This window comes from Tenacibaculum singaporense (genome assembly GCF_003867015.1).
Classification (GTDB): domain Bacteria; phylum Bacteroidota; class Bacteroidia; order Flavobacteriales; family Flavobacteriaceae; genus Polaribacter; species Polaribacter singaporensis.
Map to the genome: position 1 here is coordinate 1,956,327 of NZ_CP032548.1, position 22,450 is coordinate 1,978,776.

A 22,450-nucleotide genomic window follows, 5' to 3' on the forward strand; every position below is an offset into this window, starting at 1 on the left:
CCTATAAAAATCAAAAATAACAATGGTTAAAGATTTATTTGAAAGAATTAAAGGAGATAAAGGACCTTTAGGAAAATGGGCAGATAAAGCAGAAGGATATTATGTGTTTCCTAAATTAGAAGGACCAATTTCTAACCGTATGTCTTTCAATGGAAAAAAAGTAATAACTTGGAGTATTAACGACTACTTAGGATTAGCAAACCATCCAGAAGTGTTAAAAGTAGATGGAGAATCTGCTGCTACAGACGGAATGGCATACCCTATGGGAGCTCGTATGATGTCAGGTCATACAAAATACCATGAACAATTAGAGCAAGAATGTGCTGAATTTGTTGGGAAAGAAGCAGCTTATTTAGTAAACTTCGGATATCAAGGAATGGTATCGGCAATTGATGCCTTAGTAGGTAAAGATGATATCATAGTATATGACATGGATACACATGCATGTATTATTGATGGAGTTCGTTTACATGCTGGAAAACGTTTTGTGTATCGTCACAACGATATAGAGAGTTGCGAGAAAAACTTGAAACGTGCTACTAAAATGGCAGAAAAAACTGGAGGAGGAATTTTACTAGTTTCAGAAGGTGTTTTCGGTATGCGAGGAGAGCAAGGACGTTTAGCAGAAATAGTAGCTTTAAAAGAAAAATACAATTTCCGTTTATTAGTAGATGACGCTCACGGGTTCGGAACATTGGGTGAAGGAGGAAGAGGAACAGGATTTGAACAAGGAGTACAACACGGAATTGATGTGTATTTTGCAACATTTGCAAAATCTATGGCAGGAATTGGAGCTTTTTTTGCAGGAGACAAAGATGTTGTTCAATACCTACAATATAATATGAGATCACAAATGTTTGCTAAATCATTACCAATGCCAATGGTAAAAGGAGCATTAAAACGTTTGGATATGATTCGTACTATGCCTGAATTAAAAGAAAACCTTTGGAAAATAACCAATGCATTACAATCAGGTTTACGTGAAGCAGGTTTTGATTTAGGAACAACGCAAACATGTATTACACCAGTATACTTAAAAGGGGAAATTCCAGAAGCCATGGCAATGGTAAATGATTTACGAGAAAATCATGGAGTATTTTGTTCAATTGTAGTATACCCAGTAATACCAAAAGGATTGATAATATTAAGACTAATTCCAACAGCTCGTCATACAATTGAAGATGTAAATGAAACAATTGAAGCTTTTTCTGCAATTCGTGAAAAGTTAGAGAATGGAACTTATAAACAAGTAGCAGCCTCAATTATGGCAGAATAGAAAGAAGCTGCAAAAAAATAGATAAAAACTCATGAAATACTTCATGAGTTTTTTTGTTTTAAAAGAGAAATGATACATTTGGAATTCTTTTTGCTTATCAAAATAAAATGAAAAAATTACTATACATATACTTATTATTATTATTATTATTATTATTTGTAGCAGGATTAAATGCACAAATTAAAGATACATTACCAAATTTTAACGATGAATATATCTTAATAAGAGAAGGTGATAGTTTAATGATAGAGCTAAATGAAGTAACGGTACTTCCAAAACATAAGTTTAAAGAAAAAAAAGATATTCTTTATTATTATTGGCTTCGAAAAAAAGTATTCAAAGCATATCCTTATGCAATTTTAGCAGCAAAAAGAGTAGATAGTGTAAATTCACGTTTAGCTAGAATTAAATCAAAAAGTAAAAAAAGAAAATACATAAAAAGAATTCAAAAGTATTTAGAAGAAGAGTTAACAGCTCCCTTAAAAAAGTTAACAAGAACAGAAGGAAGGATTTTGTTAAAGCTAATTCATCGTCAAACAGGAAAAACAGCCTTTGATAATGTAAAAGAATTAAGAAGTGGTTGGAAAGCTTTTTGGTACAATACTACAGCAAATTTATTTAAACTATCATTAAAGTCAGAGTATAAACCTGAAACGGAAAACGAAGATTATTTAGTAGAGGACATTATACAGCGAGCATATATAGAAGAAAAGTTAGAGTATCAAGAGCCTAAATTACGTAAGAACTATTTAGTAATTGTATCGAAAAGTAGAGGATATGTTGATGTATCCGAGTATAAAGAGATGTTTGCTAAGATGCGAAAGAAGCGAAAACGAAAGAAAAAGTAAACAGATTAGGGTTTAGAATTATTACTAGAGTTCATAATTAAGTACTATAACAGCTGTATGTACTCTTCATATAGAAGTATTAAAATAGTAATAAGTATAATAAACAAAGGAAGGAGAGGGGGTTGGTTAGAAAAAACTTTCAGATATAAAGTATTAGATTATAGCGGATTAAAAGAAGGTGATAAAAAAAGGCAAAAAAAGTCATTGTTGTAAAGAAAAAGGTATCTATATTTGCACCCGCAAACGGATAAGCGGTAAGCTAGGAAGTTGGTGAGAGTTCATTAAAATAGGGTTTAAGATATTTAAAGGAAAAGGTTAAAAAATAGTTTAAATTTTTCTTGTTTATTAATAAATAAAGTGAGTATCTTTGCAGTCCGATTTTTAGGGAATTAGTTCATTAAAATAGTGTAGCAAAAACAAGCGAAAAAAACTTCAAAAAAAGTTTTGTCAGATTAAAAAGAGTTTGTAGTTTTGCATCCGTTTTCACAAAGCGACACGATCACAGAAATTTTGGAAGACGATAAGTTACTAGTTCGAGTCTAGTGTTTCTACAAGAGGATGAGTCGTAAGATAAGTAAAAACTTGTCAGTGGCGACTCGCCACAAGTTCATTGAAAATATTGAAATTGACAGCGTAAAACAAAGAGTAGAATGACCATAACTTCTACGAAGTTAGAAATTCTTTTGGAACTTAACATTTATAATATTAAAGATTATACAATGAAGAGTTTGATCCTGGCTCAGGATGAACGCTAGCGGCAGGCTTAACACATGCAAGTCGAGGGGCAGCGAATCTAGCTTGCTAGATGTCGGCGACCGGCGAACGGGTGCGTAACGCGTATAGAATCTGCCTTGTACAGGAGGATAGCCTTTAGAAATGAAGATTAATACTCCATAGTGTTGTGAACTGGCATCAGTTTATAATTAAAGATTTATCGGTACAAGATGACTATGCGTCCTATTAGCTAGATGGTAAGGTAACGGCTTACCATGGCGACGATAGGTAGGGGGTCTGAGAGGATTATCCCCCACACTGGTACTGAGACACGGACCAGACTCCTACGGGAGGCAGCAGTGAGGAATATTGGTCAATGGAGGCAACTCTGAACCAGCCATGCCGCGTGCAGGAAGACTGCCCTATGGGTTGTAAACTGCTTTTATACAGGAAGAAACAGAACTACGTGTAGTTCCTTGACGGTACTGTAAGAATAAGCACCGGCTAACTCCGTGCCAGCAGCCGCGGTAATACGGAGGGTGCAAGCGTTATCCGGAATCATTGGGTTTAAAGGGTCCGCAGGCGGTCAATTAAGTCAGAGGTGAAATCCCATAGCTTAACTATGGAACTGCCTTTGATACTGGTTGACTTGAGTTATACGGAAGTAGATAGAATAAGTAGTGTAGCGGTGAAATGCATAGATATTACTTAGAATACCGATTGCGAAGGCAGTCTACTACGTATATACTGACGCTCATGGACGAAAGCGTGGGGAGCGAACAGGATTAGATACCCTGGTAGTCCACGCCGTAAACGATGGACACTAGTTGTTGGGTTTATATTCAGTGACTAAGCGAAAGTGATAAGTGTCCCACCTGGGGAGTACGATCGCAAGATTGAAACTCAAAGGAATTGACGGGGGCCCGCACAAGCGGTGGAGCATGTGGTTTAATTCGATGATACGCGAGGAACCTTACCAGGGCTTAAATGTAGAGTGACAGGGCTAGAGATAGCTTTTTCTTCGGACACTTTACAAGGTGCTGCATGGTTGTCGTCAGCTCGTGCCGTGAGGTGTCAGGTTAAGTCCTATAACGAGCGCAACCCTTATCGTTAGTTGCTAGCAGGTAAAGCTGAGGACTCTAGCGAGACTGCCGGTGCAAACCGTGAGGAAGGTGGGGATGACGTCAAATCATCACGGCCCTTACGTCCTGGGCTACACACGTGCTACAATGGTATGGACAATGAGCAGCCACAACGCGAGTTGGAGCGAATCTACAAACCATATCACAGTTCGGATCGGAGTCTGCAACTCGACTCCGTGAAGCTGGAATCGCTAGTAATCGGATATCAGCCATGATCCGGTGAATACGTTCCCGGGCCTTGTACACACCGCCCGTCAAGCCATGGAAGCTGGGGGTGCCTGAAGTCGGTTACCGCAAGGAGCTGCCTAGGGTAAAACTGGTAACTAGGGCTAAGTCGTAACAAGGTAGCCGTACCGGAAGGTGCGGCTGGAACACCTCCTTTCTAGAGAAAGATGGTGAGTTACATAAGAGGTTTTATTTTACTCTTTGCTGTTAATTTTAAAAAATAGACTAAGATCTTAATAGTCTCGTAGCTCAGCTGGTTAGAGCGCTACACTGATAATGTAGAGGTCGGCAGTTCGAGTCTGCCCGAGACTACAATTTTAAGACTTAGTAAAGGAAATTCTAGAGGTTGAGTGAGTGATTAAATGCTTCACTCATGTACTAAAAACTCATCACTAGAAGTATGGGGGATTAGCTCAGCTGGCTAGAGCGCTTGCCTTGCACGCAAGAGGTCATCGGTTCGACTCCGATATTCTCCACAACGGCATTAAGTTGTCCACGAAGTTTAAATACTTGTCAGTGGCGACACGCCACAAGTTCATTGACATATTGGTAAAATGATATCGTAAAGAATCAAGATAGAGAGTTAGATAACATCTAACAACATATTTTTATAAGAACAAGAATTATAAAGAGCTCGTTGTAGTAGAGATACTACAGCAAAAAGTACAATAAGCTAAATAAGGGCGTATGGAGGATGCCTAGGCTTTCAGAGGCGAAGAAGGACGCGATAAGCTGCGATAAGCTACGGGGAGGGGCACATACCTATCGATCCGTAGATTTCCGAATGGGGCAACCCAATACATTGAAGATGTATTACCCGCAAGGGGGCAAACGTGGTGAACTGAAACATCTAAGTAACCATAGGAAGAGAAAACAAAAGTGATTCCGTTAGTAGTGGCGAGCGAACGCGGATTAGCCCAAACCAATGTTGTTACGGCAATATTGGGGTTGTAGGGCTGCGACATTAGAATCTAAGAGAACTGGAATCGTTTGGAAAGACGAACCATAGAGAGTGATAGTCTCGTACAGGTAATCGAAGAGGATATAGCAGTACCCTGAGTAGTGCGGGACACGTGTAATCCTGTATGAATCCACCGGGACCATCCGGTAAGGCTAAATACTCCTGAAAGACCGATAGTGAACTAGTACCGTGAGGGAAAGGTGAAAAGAACCCTAAGTAAGGGAGTGAAAGAGAACCTGAAACCGTACGCCTACAAGCGGTCGAAGCACATTTACTGTGTGACGGCGTGCCTTTTGCATAATGAGCCTACGAGTTACTGTTGCTAGCAAGGTTAAAGATTTAAGGTCTGGAGCCGAAGCGAAAGCGAGTCTGAATAGGGCGATTATAGTTAGTAGTAGTAGACGCGAAACCGAGTGATCTACCCATGGGCAGGTTGAAGCTGTGGTAACACACAGTGGAGGACCGAACCAGTTGACGTTGAAAAGTCTTTGGATGACCTGTGGGTAGGGGTGAAAGGCCAATCAAACTCGGAAATAGCTCGTACTCCCCGAAATGCATTTAGGTGCAGCGTTGATTAAAAGTTTTATAGAGGTAGAGCTACTGATTGGATGCGGGGGCTTCACCGCCTACCAATTCCTGACAAACTCCGAATGCTATAAAATGTTTCTCAGCAGTGAGGGCATGGGTGCTAAGGTCCATGTCCGAGAGGGAAAGAACCCAGACCATCAGCTAAGGTCCCCAAATATATGTTAAGTTGAAAAAACGAGGTTTGACTGCCCAGACAGCTAGGATGTTGGCTTGGAAGCAGCCATTCATTTAAAGAGTGCGTAACAGCTCACTAGTCGAGCGGTCGAGCATGGATAATAATCGGGCATAAACATATTACCGAAGCTATGGACTTATTAAAGTGGTAGGGGAGCATTCTATATGTGCTGAAGGTGTACTGTGAGGTATGCTGGAACGTATAGAAAAGAAAATGTAGGCATAAGTAACGATAAAGGGGGCGAGAAACCCCCTCACCGAAAGACTAAGGTTTCCTCAGCGATGCTAATCAGCTGAGGGTTAGTCGGGACCTAAGGCGAATCCGAAGGGAGTAGTCGATGGCCAACAGGTTAATATTCCTGTACTTCTTATAATTGCGATGGGGTGACGGAGTAATGAAAGCACCGCGAGCTGACGGAATAGCTCGTTGAAGTATGTAGGTATTAGATTTGTAGGCAAATCCGCAGATCTAGCTGAAGTACGATAGTACCACAAGTCTTCGGATGCGTGGATAGTGTGCCTAAAGGCTTCCAAGAAAAACCTCTAAGCTTCAGATTATAAGAACCCGTACCGTAAACCGACACAGGTAGTTGGGATGAGAATTCTAAGGTGCTCGAGAGATTCATGGCTAAGGAACTAGGCAAAATAGACTCGTAACTTCGGGAGAAGAGTCGCCAACAGCAATGTTGGCCGCAGTGAAAAGATCCAGGCGACTGTTTATCAAAAACACAGGGCTTTGCTAAATTGAAAGATGATGTATAAGGCCTGACACCTGCCCGGTGCTGGAAGGTTAAGTGGAGTTGTTAGCTTCGGCGAAGCAATCAAATGAAGCCCCAGTAAACGGCGGCCGTAACTATAACGGTCCTAAGGTAGCGAAATTCCTTGTCGGGTAAGTTCCGACCTGCACGAATGGTGCAACGATCTGGATACTGTCTCAGCCATGAGCTCGGTGAAATTGTAGTATCGGTGAAGATGCCGATTACCCGCAGCGGGACGAAAAGACCCCGTGAACCTTTACTATAGCTTCGTATTGACTTTGGATAAGTAATGTGTAGGATAGGTGGGAGACTTTGAAGCGGCGTCGCTAGGCGTTGTGGAGTCATCCTTGAAATACCACCCTTTGCTTATCTAGAGCCTAACTCAGCAATGAGAACAGTGCGTGGTGGGTAGTTTGACTGGGGTGGTCGCCTCCAAAAGAGTAACGGAGGCTTCTAAAGGTTCCCTCAGCACGCTTGGTAACCGTGCGTAGAGTGCAATGGCATAAGGGAGCTTGACTGAGAGACATACAGGTCGATCAGGTACGAAAGTAGAGCATAGTGATCCGGTGGTTCCGCATGGAAGGGCCATCGCTCAAAGGATAAAAGGTACTCCGGGGATAACAGGCTGATCTCCCCCAAGAGCTCACATCGACGGGGGGGTTTGGCACCTCGATGTCGGCTCGTCACATCCTGGGGCTGGAGAAGGTCCCAAGGGTTGGGCTGTTCGCCCATTAAAGTGGCACGCGAGCTGGGTTCAGAACGTCGTGAGACAGTTCGGTCTCTATCTGCTGTGGGCGTTAGAAATTTGAGTGGATCTGACTTTAGTACGAGAGGACCGAGTTGGACTGACCTCTAGTGTATCTGTTGTCTCGCCAGGGGCACTGCAGAGTAGCTACGTCGGGAAGGGATAAGCGCTGAAAGCATATAAGCGCGAAACCCACCACAAGATGAGATTTCTTTAAAGGGTCGTGGAAGATCACCACGTTGATAGGCTATAAGTGTAAGTGCAGTAATGTATGTAGCTGAGTAGTACTAATAACCCATAGGCTTATGTACGTATCCCGGTCCTAGTGGCCGGGAGCAAACTCTTTGATGATTTAGGATATGATTTTACTAATATGTTAACTTTTACAGTTGAGATATACTGAAACGATTTAAGGTGATTATCGCAATGGGGCTCACCTCTTACCATTCCGAACAGAGAAGTTAAGCCCATTAGCGCCGATGGTACTGCCACAGGTGGGAGAGTAGGTCGTTGCCTTTCTTTAACAAACCTCAATCTTTGATTAGATTGAGGTTTTTTTTTGCTCTTATTTTTTGGGAAAGCTTTATTACTAATGTGTAGAGCTTATATACAGAGAGTTCATTTATTACTCACAATAAAACTCTTTACAGGAAAATCTGTATATCTTTTAATCGTTGTTGTATGAGTCTTAAATAACTAAATAATTTAAGAAGTATTAACGTAAATGAGATTTGTACATTGAATGAAAAAGTAAACAATAAAGTTTTATCAATTTGAATCTAAAATATAATTATGCAGCTAGTTTTAAAGGAGGAGAGGTGATTTTATTAGCATTTTATATTGTGTTTTTAAAATTTTTAATACCTAGTAATTTTATTTTAAGATAGATTTATCGATAGTATATATAACTGCAAATAAAAAAGACTAACATAAAGTATGCTAGTCTTTTTCTATTATATCTGAAATGATTTTATTTTTTATACTTCAATTTACCAGTTTCGATACCAATAGCTGTTTTAGCTAGAATGGTGAAAATAAGAGCTCCTAAAGCCCAAATACCTAAAGTAACTCCTATTTCTATACCTGTAGGGGTATACTCAGCAATTTTCCCATAAGGACCAGGTATAAATCCAGGGACAATCAAACCGAATCCTTTTTCAATCCATATTGCTATAAATAATATGAAACAAGCAAAGTATAACACTTTTAAGTTGTTGCGAAGTTTATGGAATGTTAAAATAACAGTTGCTAAAACATTTAGAGATATAGCAGTCCATATCCAAGGTAATAAAGCTGTTTTTCCATCTAAACCAAAAAATAGATAATAAGCACTCTCACTATGGTGAGTTGGAGCGTAAAATTCTTTAAACAATTCAGAGACTAGCATGATAATATTTATTTGAGCAGCGACAGTAACTACCATTGCTATTTTCTTGATAGTTTTATCTTCAATTTTAAATGCTGTAAAAGCTCTAATGATTGCTAAAACTAAAATAATTAAAGCTGGACCAGCAGCAAATGCTGAAGCTAAAAACCTAGGCCCTAATAATGCATTATTCCAAAAAGGACGCGCCTGTAAACCTTGATACAAAAATGCTGTAACTAAGTGAATACCTACCGCCCAAAAAACAGATAATATGGCTCCCGGTACATACACACTAGCCTTTGCTTCTTTTCCTTGATAATGTCTGAATAAGATATAAAAAGGAATGGTGATGTTTAGAAACAAATATCCGTTTAATACAATTACATCCCAGGTAAGCATAGAATTAGGAAAATTAAAAACACCAAAACCAGGAATCATATGCCATAAAACAGAAGGCCCTCCCATATCGGCAACAACAAAGGCTAAACACATAATTAGTGCTGCAACGGCTAAACCTTCACCAATTAAAACGGCTTGTTTAAAGTCAATATCTTTTAATACATAGGTAGGCATTACTAACATAACGGCAGCGGCTGCAACTCCTACTAAAAACGTGAAGTTAGATATATATAATCCCCAGCTTACTCTATCTGTCATTCCTGTAACGCTTAATCCGTGTTCTAACTGAATTGAATAGCAATACATTCCTACGAGGATGACCAGGGTTAAAAAAGCCATCCAAAGGTGATATTTTTTTGAACCTTTAGTAATAATATCTAAACTGTCTTTAACTAAACTTGTAAAAACTTTAAGTCTTCTCATTGTATATTTTTTAATCCATGAAGTACCAAAACTTTGGTTCGGTGCCTAAATCTTCTTTTAATCTGAATACTTTTTTGTTTTCTAATACCCATCGGATGGTACTATTAGGGTCGAGCAAGTTTCCGAAAATACGAGCTCCAGTAGGGCAAGCTTCTACACATGCAGGATTTTTACCTGCTCTAGAGCGTTGCACACAAAAAGTACACTTTTCCATAACTCCCTTTTTTCGCATTCGGTTTCCTAAATAATGTTGATTATGGTTAATTTCCTCTTCTGGAACTTCTGGTTTACTCCAGTTGAATCGACGACCATCGTATGGGCATGCAGCCATACAATAACGACAACCTACACACCAATCGTAATCAACCACAACCAATCCATCTTTTTCTCTCCATGTAGCTTGTACAGGACAAACTTCTACACAAGGTGGATTATCGCAATGAAAGCATTGGGTTCCCATATAAAAATGTCCTTCCGCAGGTACTTCATGGTAGTAATTATCATCAGCTTCATTGAAATTGAATCCTTTACCATCTTTCATTTCGTGAATTCGTATGTATTGCATTTGTGAATTTCTGTCTTGGTTATTTTCTTCAACACAAGCACTTACGCAATCCATATATCCTTGACATTTTGAGATATTAAAAGCATAACCAAATAACACGTCTTCTTCTGCATTCTTTGAAGACATATTGATTGTTTTTCCTGTACGCAGCTGATAGGAACGCATTAATCTATTTACAGTAGCTTCTTTTTCTTCATCTGTCATTAGTTTATAGTTTCCTTTAAATTGCTCTTCCCAATCTATTTGCGCTTTTTCTTTAGATTCGTCACTAGAAGTGATACTTGTACAAGAAGACATGGCTCCAGCTCCAATTAATAAGCTGGCGGTTAGTTTTTTAAAGGCAGACCTACGGTCCATTTTTACATCAAAGACTTGTTCAAAACCGTCTTTGTATCTTTCTTCTCCTATTGAAGCATTTACTGCTTTTTCAAAAAAAGCTTTTTCACTTAACTCATCGTTTGTAGCATGTGAATTGCATCCTTCGGATGTTTTTCCACAACCACAAGAACTATTTTGCTGTTTATGCCTACTATTTAGGTTTAGCGTAAACCATTTTTTGTTATTGTTGCTCATGCCTAAATTTATTTACGTTCTTTTATTTTTTGAGTATTAAATCGTGCGGGCCATTTGGTATCAAAACTAGGAGAATGTGGATTATGACAATTAACACAGGTCATAGAAGCTCTTGGTGAAGCCCAACTTTCAATTCGTTTTCCATGTGCACCTCCTGTCCAATCTTTGTATTGTTTTTGGTGGCATTGGCTGCATAGTTTGTAACTCGTATTTAAATCGATTGAATGTCCTGTTATACTTTTTAAATTATCCATGTTATTACCATCATGGCAGGTAATACAGTTCATGGTATTTAATGAAGCATGTTCTAATTTAACATTCCAATGCGCCTTTTTAATATCTTTAGTTTGCATTTTAGCTAAAGGTTGAGTGTGGCACTCAGTACATTTGTATGATTTGATTTTATCTTTTCTAGTAGGAATTAAAAATGTAATTTCATTTTCTGTTACTTCCATCATTTTCATTCCTTCTAAATACTTTTTAGAAGAGATAGAAACACCTTTATAATTTTTGCTTTCAGCTTCTATTTTATCTGTAATGCTATGATATTCATGTTCTTTATGTTTACAAGAAACAGTTATAACCACGAATAAAACAGTATAGCAAACTAACTTTATATACGTATGATTTCTCATTTAGTTTTCAATTTTTCTAATAAAATTACCAATGTCTTCAGTTACTTTATTATTAGGAACATGACATTGTCTACAATTAACTCTTTCAGGGTGTGTAACTCTAATCTCTTTAGGGGCACTTGGTCCTGCATGACAAGCCAAACAATTTTCTCTTAGTTGTAATTGATGCGGAATTATAGGAGGACTTCCTGCTAAAGCATTATTTGTCCCCACCACAGGAATAGTCCCTCTTTTAAAGTTTGTTTCCTTAAACAATGATTGTGTTTTTTGAGGAACATGACACTGACGACAGTTAATTTTTTCTGGATGAGGAGTAACAGGCGTATATGCTTTGAACTTTTCTACATATCCACCATTTTCATGACACTTTAAACAATTATTTTCACCCATACTGCGTTCACCACTACTTACTTCATGAGGTATGCTTGGAGGTGCTCCATGAAAAGCTCTATTATCATAATAGTTTTTCATAGTTCGTTGATGTATTTCGTCAACTGGCATTTTCGTATAATCTAAAGCATACTTTGATCTTTCAAAAACCCCAGCTTCAGAAGGAATTATAGGTGTAGGTTGGTTATTTTCAATGGGGATATATGCCTCTTCTTGACCTTGATAATAACTATAATTCCACACAGTAATAAAGGCGATGAATAGAATAATAAAAAGCGATATGATACCTAAACGTTTTTTCATAATATTAAGCTTTTTCTACGTTAACGGCACATTTTTTATAGTCTGGCTCTTTTGATATCGGACAAAAAGAATCTAGTGTTATTTCATTAATTAACATGTTTTCATCAAAGAAAGGAACAAACACTTGCATTGGTGCAGGTACACCACGTTCATTAACAGAAGCAGGTAATTTTATTTGTCCACGACGAGTGGTTAGCTTTACCATATCACCTGTTTTAATCTGCATGCGTTTAGCATCGTCTGGATTTAATTCGACATATGAATGTGGCATTGCTCTATGTAATACAGGAATACGTCTTGTCATAGAACCCGTATGCCAATGTTCAACAACACGACCTGTATTTAACCAGTATGGATATTCAGCATCTGGTTCTTCGGCAGCGGGTTCATAAGGACGTTGCCAAATTACCGCTTTACCATCTGGTTTTCCGTAAAAATGAAAATCTTCTCCATTGCTACAAGCAGGGTCATACTTTGAATTAAAACGCCATTTAGTAGGCTTTCCTTCAACATAAGGCCATTGCATTCCTGGGTTTTCTTTTAAAACTTCTAAAGGAGCCATGTTATGCTTTTTATTATCGTGGTGTTTACGATATTCAGCATAAATTTCTTCGATATGAGAATCTTCTTTATAATAGAATTGTTTTTCGTACCCTAATCTTTTTGCAACTTCTACTAATTGCCAGGTATCACTCATGGCTTCTCCTGGAGGTTGTACCATTTGTTCAAAGTATTGCGTTCTACGTTCAGAATTACCATACATACCTTCACGTTCTACCCACATGGCAGATGGTAAAATTACATCGGCAATATCTGTAGTTGGAGTAGGGTAAATGTCTGATACTACAATGAAGCGACCTTCTTTTTCAGCTCCATCTCTATAGCGTTTTAACTTAGGCATGGTAACCATTGGGTTGGTAACCTGAATCCACATAAAACGTATGTCTCCTCTGTCTAGGGCTCTAAACATTTCTACGGTATGATAGGTTGGTTTTGGGGCGATATTTTCTACAGGAACGTCCCAAATTTTAGCGGCAAATTCACGATGTTTTTTGTTCATTACCACACCATGAGGTAATTTATGGGTTAAGGTTCCAACTTCTCTAACAGTACCACAAGCAGATGGTTGTCCTGTTAATGAAAAAGGACTATTACCTGGAGTAGAAATTTTTCCTGTGAGTAAATGAATATTATAAATTAAGTTATTCATCCAGGTACCTCTACTGTGTTGGTTAGGTCCCATGCACCAAAGTGACATTACTTTTTTGTTAGGGTCACCGTAATAGGCAGCCATATATTTAATGTCTTTAGCAGATACTCCTGATATTTTCTCTACTTTTTCGGGAGTATAATCTTCTAAGAACTTTTTGTATTCTTTAAAACTAATTTTTTCTGGCTTGTCTTTAAACTTGTACTTATCTTCTAAGCCATAGCCCATATTGGTTAAGCCCTTATTAAAATTACAGTGTTTTTCAACAAAAGATGTATTTACCCAACCATTGTTTATAATTTCATAACAAATAGCATTGGCAACTGCTAAATCAGTTTGAGGTAAAAACAGAATAGATTTATCTGCTGCCATACTGGTACGCGTGGTACGCGTGGCAAAATCGATAATTTTTACTCCTCTTTTTAAACGTTGATCTAGTAATCTTGAAAATAATACAGGGTGCATTTCTGCCATATTATTTCCCCATAAAACAAAAACATCAGCATGATCAATATCTTCATAGCAACCCATTGGTTCATCAATTCCGAAAGAAGTTAAAAAACCAGTAACAGCACTCGCCATACATAAACGTGCATTGGCCTCAACATTATTTGTTCCTATGCATCCTTTGAAAAGCTTTGAAGCTACATATCCATCAGGAATAGTCCACTGACCTGAACCATAAATAGATACTGCATCTTTACCATAATCTTTAATGGTTTCTTTCATTTTTGAAGCAATTAAATCTAACGCTTCTTTCATTGAGGTTTCTACATATTTACCATTCTTTTTAACTAGTGGTTTTGTTAGACGGTCTTTACCGTACATTGCCATTACTGAATGGTATCCCTTTACACAGCATAGACCTTTGTTAACAGGAGATTTAGGATCACCTTTTACAGCGACAGCTTTACCGTTTTCGACACCTACCATCACACCACAACCTACACCACAAAATCGGCAAGGTGCTTTTTTCCAATCTAAATTTCCTCCTTTAGGTAATTGTTCTTCTTGTTCGCCAGCAAACATAATTCCTGGAAACATAGTAGCTGCTGCTGTCATGGCAGATAATACTGCCATCTTTTTTATAAAACTTCGTCTGTTTGTTGTTGAAGTGTACATGGGCTAATTCTTTATGGGTGTATTAAATCCTGATACCATTGCTAATAATTTTAAACTGCTAATGGTTTCTAATTTTTGTTTTAAAATCTCTTCTGCTGCTTTGGTTTCTGTTTCGGTTACTACTACCAAAACATCTTTATTTTCAGCAGGTATTACTTCACATTCATTTAATGATGATAAAGCTTTGATAAGTTCTTCTTTTTTGCCATCGTGTGGATGGGCTAAATAACTTTTTATAGGCATAAAATAGTTGTTAATTTCCTTAACAAATTAATAAATATATGGATACGGAAAAAATGATATTTATCATAACTTGTAGTTTTTCAATACGTTATATTTTTAAAGTAATAACGAATAGCATTGAAAGTGAGGTGATTAAAGACTTTTGTGTCTTTTTTTGAAATAATGAAAGAATGTAATTTATAATTATTTTAAATAATTTATTGTTTATGATTAGCCTCATAATCTGAAAGTGAGCTAGCTTTTAATTTTGCAATTTAGTTGAAGTTAAATTTATGGCGTATAAAATTAAAAGTAGGATATGGATAGAAGTAGATAATACTACTTTTTTAGGAGAAGGAAGAGTTAGGTTATTGAAATCAATCAAAGAAACAAAATCATTATCAAAATCGGCAAGAGAATTAGGTATATCCTATAAGAAAGCATGGAATTTAATTGATTCTGTTAATAAAAAAGCAGATATGCCTGTGGTTGTAAGAAAATCTGGAGGTTCAGGAGGTGGTGGTACAACGCTAACAGAACGCGGTCTTGAACTAATTGAAATGTATGACACGATCAATACTAACTGTTGGAAGTATTTGGATAAACAGCTAAAGAAATACTCATTGGATTGATTATAAGTGAGAATACCTAGTGTTGGGAAGCATGATTAATATCATGTTTTAAATTTTACTGTCCTACTACTTTCGCATCAAGAATTATTAATACATATGACATTAAAAGAAAAGATTACGCGTTTAAAGACGGAAAAAAATGCAGTTATACTAGCTCATTATTATCAAGAAACGGCAATACAAGATGTAGCAGATTATGTAGGTGATAGTTTAGGATTGTCACAAAAAGCAGCTGAAACAGATGCAGACTTAATTGTATTTGCAGGAGTACATTTTATGGCAGAAACTGCTAAGATTTTGAATCCAACAAAAACTGTTGTTCTACCTGATGTAAATGCTGGTTGTTCTTTAGCAGAATCATGTCCACCTAAAGAGTTTGAAAAATTTATAAAAGAGCACCCTAATCATAAAGTAGTAACTTATGTAAATTGTAGTGCAGAAGTTAAAGCATTAACAGATATTGTGTGTACTTCTTCAAATGCATTAAAAATAGTAGCCTCTATACCTAAAGAAACTCCAATTATTTTTGCTCCTGATAGAAATTTAGGAAAATATATTATCAAGCAAACAGGAAGAGATATGTTATTGTGGGATGGAAGCTGTGTGGTACATGAAGCTTTTTCTATAGATAAACTGATAGAATTACATAAAAAATATCCTGACTATAAAATAATTGCACATCCTGAATCTGAAGAACATATTTTAAAAACAGCAACGTACATTGGTTCTACTGCAGGAATGATTAAGTATGTAAAAGAACATTCCGATCAAAAGTTTATCGTAGCAACAGAAGCAGGAATTTTACATAAAATGCAGCAAGAAGTTCCAAATACAGAATTAATTCCTGCTCCAGCTAAAGAAGATAATACGTGCGCGTGTAGTGAATGTGCTTACATGAAAGTGAATACCATGCAAAAGTTATACGACTGTTTGTTAAATGAAAGCCCCAAAATTGAGGTGCCAAAAAATATTAGAGAAAAGGCATTAGTACCAATTCAACGTATGTTAGAACTTTCAAAATAAATGATAATAACCGATTATTTAGTGATAGGGTCTGGTGTGGCAGGACTTACTTTTGCGGTTAAGATGGGAGAAAAATTTCCTAATAAAACAGTAACCATCATAACTAAGGGAGATGAAGATGAATCAAACACCAAGTATGCACAAGGAGGTGTTGCAGTTGTTTTAAATAAAGAAGAAGATTCTTTTCAAAAACATATTCAAGATACATTAATAGCTGGTGATGGTTTGTGTGATGAAGCAGTTGTTGAAATGGTTGTTAATGAAGGTCCAAAACGGTTTAATGAATTGATTACTTGGGGAGCTAATTTTGATACAAATACAGCAGGAAAATTTGATTTAGGTAAAGAAGGAGGTCATTCAGAATATCGTGTGGTGCACCATAAAGATATTACAGGATATGAAATAGAAAGAGCTTTGTTACAACGCATCCATCAATTAAAAAATACAAAACTCTTGCCGCATCATTTTTCTATTGATTTGATTACTGAACCCCAGGTAACGTCAATAGAAAAGAAACAAACAAGATGCTATGGTGCTTATGTGCTAAATGAGAAATCAGGAACAATTCTTACAATTAAAGCGGATAATACGATACTAGCTTCTGGGGGAATAGGGAAAGTGTACGGACATACCACAAACCCTATAATTGCCACTGGAGATGGTATAGCAATGGCGTACAGAGCCAAAGCACTAATAAAAGATATGGAGTTTGTTCAATTTCATCCAACTGTATTGTATAACAAAGAAGGAGGTTCATCTTTTTTAATATCCGAAGCAGTTAGAGGTTTTGGGGCTTATTTAAGAGATAAAAAGGGACATCGCTTTATGCTAGACTATGATACTAGAGCAGAATTGGCATCAAGAGATATTGTTTCTCAATCTATAGACAAAGAACTAAAGAAATCAGGAGACTCTTGTGTGTTTTTAGATTGTACACATCTAGATATAATAGCTTTTCAAAAGCATTTTCCAACTATTTATGAAAAATGCAAGAGTTTAAGTATTGATGTCGCAAAAGACTGGATACCAGTAGTACCTGCTTCACATTATTTATGTGGAGGTATTGTGGTTGATAAATATGGAAAAACAACTATTCAAAATTTATTTTGCTGTGGTGAAACCTCAAGAACAGGGTTACATGGAGCTAATAGGTTAGCTTCTAATTCTTTGTTAGAAGCATTGGTGTATGCTCATAATATTTTTAAATTTTTATCAGAAAATAATTCACCTTACTTACCTGTTGACATACCTGAATGGAATGATGAGGGAGTGCTGATAAATAAAGAGACTGAAGTAATTGATAACTGCTTAAAAGAGTTACAAACTTTAATGCGAGATTACGCAGGAATTGTTAGAAGTAATTCACGGCTAATGATAGCAAAAAACAAACTTGAAATACTTTATACTAAAGTAGAAAAGTTATATAAAGAATCTAAAGTAACGACTGCTTTATGTGAGCTAAGAAATATGATTAATGTAGCATATTTAATCATTAACCAATCCATAGAAAGAAAGGAGAATAGAGGTGGTTTTTTTAATGTTGATAATACTACTAATCAGGTTTGTAAATTAGTCTAATCCCATGACTTTTATCATTAATTAAACAGTACTTTTTTGTGATTTTTGTATAGATAAAACAATGAGTAAAATGTCAGAAAATTTAAAGATTGTAACTGCTGAAGAAGCGGTAGCTATTGTAAAATCAAATAATAAAATATTTTTCCAAGGAGCTGCAATGACTCCTAATTTATTGATAGATACTTTGTGTGAACGTTATCAAGAGGTAACTAATGTGGAGATTATTCAAATTCACACTCATGGTAAAGCTAAGTATTTAGAAGAGCCTTACAGTGAATCATTCAAACTGATAAGCTGTTTTGTTGGAGATAACGTAAGAAAAGGAGTAAATATGAATAACGGAGATTATATTCCTATTTTCTTAAGTGAAATACATTGGTTATTCCGTCGTAATATTTATCCATTAGATGTAGCATTTATCCAGGTTTCTCCGCCTGATAAACACGGATATTGTTCTTTAGGAACCTCGATAGATATTACTTTACCAGCTATACAAACAGCTAAAACAGTAATAGCTCAAGTTAATCCTAATGTTCCAAGAACTCATGGAGATGGTATTATTCATATAAGCAATATCGATTATGCGGTAAAAGTCAACTCGCCAATACATGAATCTATTACAGGAACCCCTTCGGAAATAGAAACGAGAATAGGGGAAAACGTAGCAGGATTGATTGAAGATGGAGCGACTTTACAAATGGGAATAGGAAACATCCCTAATGCTGTATTACATAACTTAACAAATCATCAACGTTTAGGAATACATACAGAAATGTTTTCTGATGGTGTATTGCCTTTAATAGAAAAAGGCGTAATAACTGGAGAAGAAAAAGAAATAAAAACAGGTAAAATTGTTACTTGTTTTGCTGTTGGTTCTCAAAAGCTGTATGATTTTATTGATGATAATCCGTTAGTGCACTTTAAAGAAGCGGGGTATACGAACGATACATCTATCATCAAACTAAATCCCAAAGTAACTGCCATAAACAGCGCTATTGAAATCGACTTAACGGGACAGGTTTGTGCTGATACTATTGGTAAATATCAATATTCAGGAGTAGGAGGGCAAATGGATTTTATTAGAGGAGCATCGTTATCAAAAGGAGGAAAAGCTATTATTGCAATGCCTTCGATAACAGCTAAAGGAGTTTCTAAAATTACTCCGTTTTTAAAAGAAGGAGCAGGGGTTACAACCACAAGAGCACATGTACATTACGTAGCAACCGAGTATGGAGTAGTTAATTTGTTTGGAAAAAGCTTAAAAGAACGAGCAAAAGCCTTAATCTCTATAGCACATCCTAATTTTAGAGAAGAACTAGAGCGAGAAGCCTTTAATAGGTTTACCAAGTTATAAAATAAAAAAGGAGTAGTTAATTAACTACTCCTTTTTTAGTGATTAGGACATTTTCTTTTCTAAAAGAATTGCTTTTGGATGCAAAATATTATTTTCGAGATGAATGTGTTTATGTAAATCTTGTTCAAACTCATCTAGCTTAGCATACAAAGCTCTAAAAGTATTGCAGGCTCCTTCTGGAGGAGTATAATTGTTAGACAGTCTTGATATTTCCTTAAAAATATTTCCTGCGCTTTCATGTTCGTGCTCCATCATTCGTATAGGGTTGTTTACAGTTCCAAAAGGAGGTGTTGTATTTTTTATTCCTTCTTTTTCTGCCTGCACTAATTGTTTTATAAAAGGAAACAGTACTTGTTCTTCTTTTTGCATATGTGATATAAGCTCATTAGCAACTTCATGAAATAATTGATTTATTTCTACGACTTCAGCATAATGGTGTCCATGTACTTTAGCAACTTTATTAACATATTGAGAAATGATAGGTAGACTTTCTCTTACATAGGTATGATGTACATTTTCAATATAAATCATTAAAAAATCCAATTCCCACTTATCATAATCTTCAATAACATCTTTTATTACATCAACCTCAGCTAGTTCTTTTTCAAGAGTTGCTTGATCTACATTGTTTTTTGCACAAGCCTTTTCAACAGAAATACCTCCACCACAGCAAAAATCAATTCCGTATTTCTTAAAAATATGTGCTGTTTTTATATTTTCTGTAACATAATCAGCTACAGTTTTGTTACTTGATACTACCATAATTTCTAGTTTTTTGATGAAAATAAAGTTGGCTTAATAGTTACCATAACCCAAGCCCAATTATTTGTGTTACCATCTGAATTTCCTTTTAAAACTTCCATTCCTTCAGAAGGAAATAAGTGAGAATATCCAGCTTTAAAACCAATATCTTTTGTAAACTTATATCCGTATACAAGATCTACTTCAGTTCCTAATTGATTAGAAACAGTATCATTAATATCTGCAGCAGCAGAAAAATTATGAACAAAAGCTGTTAAACCAGATTTAGAGTTTAATTTAAAATTAGCTTTCGCATATAAATCTAGTAAGCCAACACTGTTTATGTGATTACCCACATAGAAATAATCCATAAAACCGTTGAATTTATGGTTAGTTCCATAGAAAGGAGTAAAAGCATTGTTTTCATCAGCAGGAGTATTGTAGTCATTACCACTTTGTAACTCAACACCTAAACCAACCTTTGTTTTTTCTGAAGCTTTAAACATAGCCTCTAAACCAAGTAAGTAAGCACTTAACTCTCTATCCAAAGCATCATTCCCAAATTGATAATATAAATTAGCAGTAATATTAAATTTATCCTTTTTGGCAGTTAAATGAGTTCCTACAGTTTGACTGTATGTAAGGCCATTAGGAGATTGCATTCCATTATTTAAAAATAAGAAACTACCAGAAAAGTCATTCCAATCTTTATGCAACCACGCATATTGCATTGCTTTATACGTATTAGGTGTAGTTAAGTTTGTTCCTGTTAGGTTTTCTTTCGACTGATTAAAAGCTAAACCAATATCAAATTTAAAATCATCTTTTTGATATTTAAGCATAGCCATATCGTGACTACGAGCTTGTTGCGCCCAATCTACATTACCAAAAATCCTGCTATCATCGTATATAACTTCTTGACGTCCTAATTTTACAGAAAAATTAGAATCTAAAAATATTTCTCCCCATGCTTGATGAACACTTAAACCACTGTTGTCAGCATTATTAAGTTGCGGAACATCTCCCCAAACTCTTACATCCTGAAAACTAACATAAAAGTTTAACCTTTCAGTTTTATAGGTAGTGTTCAGTCGGGTTCTTTGCGAAACAAAAAGGGCTGGGTTAGTATTATCAGGGAATAAAGTTTTAAATCCATGTCTGTATTCAGCACGTGGACGAAGTTCAGCATCAATTTTTAATTGAGCAAAAATTGTAGTTGTAGCAAAAAAGAGTAATGCTATTATAATTTTTGATTTTTTCATGATTCATTTAAATTAACATTGTCCCAAATTTCTAGATAAATGCTAGTATAAAACATGATAAAAATCAGTTAGATGAAAAAAGGATGAAAATATCTTTTATAAATAGTGAGAATTAAAATGAGTATAGTTGATAATGAATTGTAGTTTTGTAAGTAAGATAGAAAAGAAACTACTAATAAGTTAAATAAAACGTAAGAGCAGGATGAGCGACAAAATTTTAACTTGGAAAGACGTAATTAATTTTGCAGTTAATGGTAATCCAACACCTGATAAAAGAGTGGAAAAAACAGCAGCAGAGTGGCAAGAACTTTTAACCCCAGAACAGTTTAGAATTACCAGACAAAAAGGAACAGAAAGACCAAATTCAGGAGCATTGTGTAGTGTGTATGATGCTGGTAAGTATAAATGTGTATGTTGTGGTACACCTTTGTTCGATTCAACGATTAAATTTAGTTCAGGTACTGGTTGGCCTAGTTTTACGCAACCTATAAAAGAGAATGCTATTCAATATGAAAAAGATACTACTTTTGGTATGGTACGCGTGGAAGTAATGTGTAATACTTGCGATGCTCATTTAGGACATGTATTTCCTGACGGACCAGAACCAAGTGGATTACGTTATTGTATTAACTCAGCATCAATGATTTTAGATACTGAATAAAAGAAAGTATATAAATGACAAATAATAAATTAGAACTAATTACCGTTGGTGGCGGTTGCTTTTGGTGCGTAGAAGCTGTTTTAAATCAAATAAAAGGAGTAGAAGAAGTTGTATCTGGTTATATGGGAGGAACCATACCAGGAACACCAACTTATAGAGAAATTTGTTCAGGTTTAACAGGGCATGCAGAAGTAGTACAAGCAACATTTAATCCTGAAATAATAAGCTATGAAGAGTTGTTGGTAATGTTTATGACAAGTCATGATCCAACAACTTTAAATAGGCAAGGAGCTGATGTAGGAACGCAATACCGTTCAGTGATTTTTTATCACAATGAAGAACAACAACAAATTGCTGAAAAAGTAGTAGAAAAGTTATCTCCTTATTATAAAGATGAAATTGTAACAGAAATAAGCCAAGCATCTACATTTCATAAAGCAGATGAGAGTCATCAAGATTTTTATGAAAAAAATAAAGATCAAATGTATTGTGTAGTAGTGATTTCGCCTAAATTGGCAAAATTGAAAAAGCTGTACGCAAGTAAATTAAAAGAACAATAG

The 22,450-nt window shown here is 36.1% G+C and carries 16 protein-coding genes, 2 tRNA genes and 3 rRNA genes; 13 read left to right on the forward strand and 8 right to left on the reverse strand.

Annotated features, from left to right (window positions below; genetic code table 11):
- Positions 1 to 22: 22 nt before the first annotated feature.
- The 7 genes from D6T69_RS08650 to rrf all read left to right on the forward strand — a co-directional run bounded on the left by D6T69_RS08650 (position 23) and on the right by rrf (position 7,950).
- Positions 23 to 1,276 carry an aminotransferase class I/II-fold pyridoxal phosphate-dependent enzyme gene (locus D6T69_RS08650; protein ID WP_125067368.1) on the forward strand — a complete coding sequence of 418 codons (1,254 nt, stop codon included), beginning with the start codon at positions 23 to 25 and terminating at the stop codon, positions 1,274 to 1,276.
- Between the two features lie 107 nt (positions 1,277 to 1,383).
- Positions 1,384 to 2,124 carry a DUF4294 domain-containing protein gene (locus D6T69_RS08655; RefSeq protein ID WP_125067369.1) on the forward strand — a complete coding sequence of 247 codons (741 nt, stop codon included), beginning with the start codon at positions 1,384 to 1,386 and terminating at the stop codon, positions 2,122 to 2,124.
- A gap of 716 nt (positions 2,125 to 2,840) precedes the next feature.
- Positions 2,841 to 4,362: ribosomal RNA gene (locus D6T69_RS08660) — 16S ribosomal RNA — on the forward strand.
- An 81-nt stretch (positions 4,363 to 4,443) separates the two neighbouring features.
- Positions 4,444 to 4,517: transfer RNA gene (locus D6T69_RS08665), tRNA-Ile, on the forward strand.
- 90 nt (positions 4,518 to 4,607) lie between these two features.
- Positions 4,608 to 4,681: transfer RNA gene (locus D6T69_RS08670), tRNA-Ala, on the forward strand.
- 190 nt (positions 4,682 to 4,871) lie between these two features.
- Positions 4,872 to 7,742, forward strand: a 23S ribosomal RNA gene (locus D6T69_RS08675).
- A 99-nt stretch (positions 7,743 to 7,841) separates the two neighbouring features.
- Positions 7,842 to 7,950: ribosomal RNA gene (rrf, locus tag D6T69_RS08680) — 5S ribosomal RNA — on the forward strand.
- Together the 16S, 23S and 5S rRNA genes with 2 tRNA genes alongside form the textbook arrangement of a ribosomal RNA operon.
- Positions 7,951 to 8,401: 451 nt before the next feature.
- Here the strand turns inward: rrf and dsrP are convergent.
- From dsrP to D6T69_RS08710, 6 genes are read right to left on the reverse strand one after another with little or no spacing between them, the layout of a single operon-like run.
- Complete coding sequence (gene dsrP, locus D6T69_RS08685) at positions 8,402 to 9,619, reverse strand: sulfate reduction electron transfer complex DsrMKJOP subunit DsrP (protein ID WP_125067370.1); 1,218 nt, start codon at positions 9,617 to 9,619, stop codon at positions 8,402 to 8,404.
- A 10-nt stretch (positions 9,620 to 9,629) separates the two neighbouring features.
- Entirely contained in the window at positions 9,630 to 10,757 is a 1,128-nt protein-coding gene (locus D6T69_RS08690) for a 4Fe-4S dicluster domain-containing protein (RefSeq protein WP_125067371.1), read from the reverse strand.
- A gap of 8 nt (positions 10,758 to 10,765) precedes the next feature.
- Complete coding sequence (locus D6T69_RS08695) at positions 10,766 to 11,392, reverse strand: multiheme c-type cytochrome (protein WP_125067372.1); 627 nt, start codon at positions 11,390 to 11,392, stop codon at positions 10,766 to 10,768.
- On the reverse strand, positions 11,393 to 12,085 hold the full coding sequence (locus D6T69_RS08700) for a nitrate reductase cytochrome c-type subunit (protein ID WP_125067373.1): 693 nt from the start codon (positions 12,083 to 12,085) through the stop codon (positions 11,393 to 11,395). It abuts the gene before it with no gap.
- A gap of 4 nt (positions 12,086 to 12,089) precedes the next feature.
- Positions 12,090 to 14,375, reverse strand: coding sequence for a molybdopterin-dependent oxidoreductase (locus D6T69_RS08705; protein WP_240628292.1), 2,286 nt, complete (start codon positions 14,373 to 14,375; stop codon positions 12,090 to 12,092).
- A 45-nt stretch (positions 14,376 to 14,420) separates the two neighbouring features.
- Positions 14,421 to 14,660 (reverse strand): hypothetical protein, encoded by a 240-nt coding sequence (locus D6T69_RS08710; RefSeq protein WP_125067375.1) that lies wholly within the window; start codon positions 14,658 to 14,660, stop codon positions 14,421 to 14,423.
- A 272-nt stretch (positions 14,661 to 14,932) separates the two neighbouring features.
- On the opposite strand from D6T69_RS08710, the gene D6T69_RS08715 reads away from it, so the two are divergent.
- The 4 genes from D6T69_RS08715 to D6T69_RS08730 all read left to right on the forward strand — a co-directional run bounded on the left by D6T69_RS08715 (position 14,933) and on the right by D6T69_RS08730 (position 19,226).
- The gene (locus tag D6T69_RS08715) at positions 14,933 to 15,271 is read left to right on the forward strand and encodes a winged helix-turn-helix domain-containing protein (RefSeq protein WP_125067376.1); all 339 of its coding nucleotides are present in this window, start codon (positions 14,933 to 14,935) and stop codon (positions 15,269 to 15,271) included.
- A gap of 96 nt (positions 15,272 to 15,367) precedes the next feature.
- A complete protein-coding gene (gene nadA / locus D6T69_RS08720) occupies positions 15,368 to 16,294 on the forward strand; it encodes a quinolinate synthase NadA (protein WP_125067377.1) in 927 nt (308 codons plus the stop codon).
- On the forward strand, positions 16,295 to 17,872 hold the full coding sequence (nadB, locus tag D6T69_RS08725) for an L-aspartate oxidase (RefSeq protein ID WP_125067378.1): 1,578 nt from the start codon (positions 16,295 to 16,297) through the stop codon (positions 17,870 to 17,872).
- A gap of 70 nt (positions 17,873 to 17,942) precedes the next feature.
- Positions 17,943 to 19,226, forward strand: a complete 1,284-nt coding sequence (locus D6T69_RS08730) for an acetyl-CoA hydrolase/transferase family protein (RefSeq protein WP_125067379.1) — start codon at positions 17,943 to 17,945, stop codon at positions 19,224 to 19,226.
- A 42-nt stretch (positions 19,227 to 19,268) separates the two neighbouring features.
- Here D6T69_RS08730 and ric read toward each other — a convergent pair whose 3' ends face one another.
- Positions 19,269 to 19,988 (reverse strand): iron-sulfur cluster repair di-iron protein, encoded by a 720-nt coding sequence (gene ric / locus D6T69_RS08735; protein WP_125067380.1) that lies wholly within the window; start codon positions 19,986 to 19,988, stop codon positions 19,269 to 19,271.
- Between the two features lie 5 nt (positions 19,989 to 19,993).
- Positions 19,994 to 21,229 carry an alginate export family protein gene (locus D6T69_RS08740; RefSeq protein WP_125067381.1) on the reverse strand — a complete coding sequence of 412 codons (1,236 nt, stop codon included), beginning with the start codon at positions 21,227 to 21,229 and terminating at the stop codon, positions 19,994 to 19,996.
- Positions 21,230 to 21,443: 214 nt separating this feature from the next.
- Between D6T69_RS08740 and msrB the strand changes: the two genes are divergently transcribed.
- Both msrB and msrA read left to right on the forward strand, forming a co-directional pair.
- Positions 21,444 to 21,890 carry a peptide-methionine (R)-S-oxide reductase MsrB gene (msrB, locus tag D6T69_RS08745; protein ID WP_125069229.1) on the forward strand — a complete coding sequence of 149 codons (447 nt, stop codon included), beginning with the start codon at positions 21,444 to 21,446 and terminating at the stop codon, positions 21,888 to 21,890.
- Between the two features lie 14 nt (positions 21,891 to 21,904).
- A complete protein-coding gene (msrA, locus tag D6T69_RS08750; protein ID WP_125067382.1) occupies positions 21,905 to 22,450 on the forward strand; it encodes a peptide-methionine (S)-S-oxide reductase MsrA in 546 nt (181 codons plus the stop codon).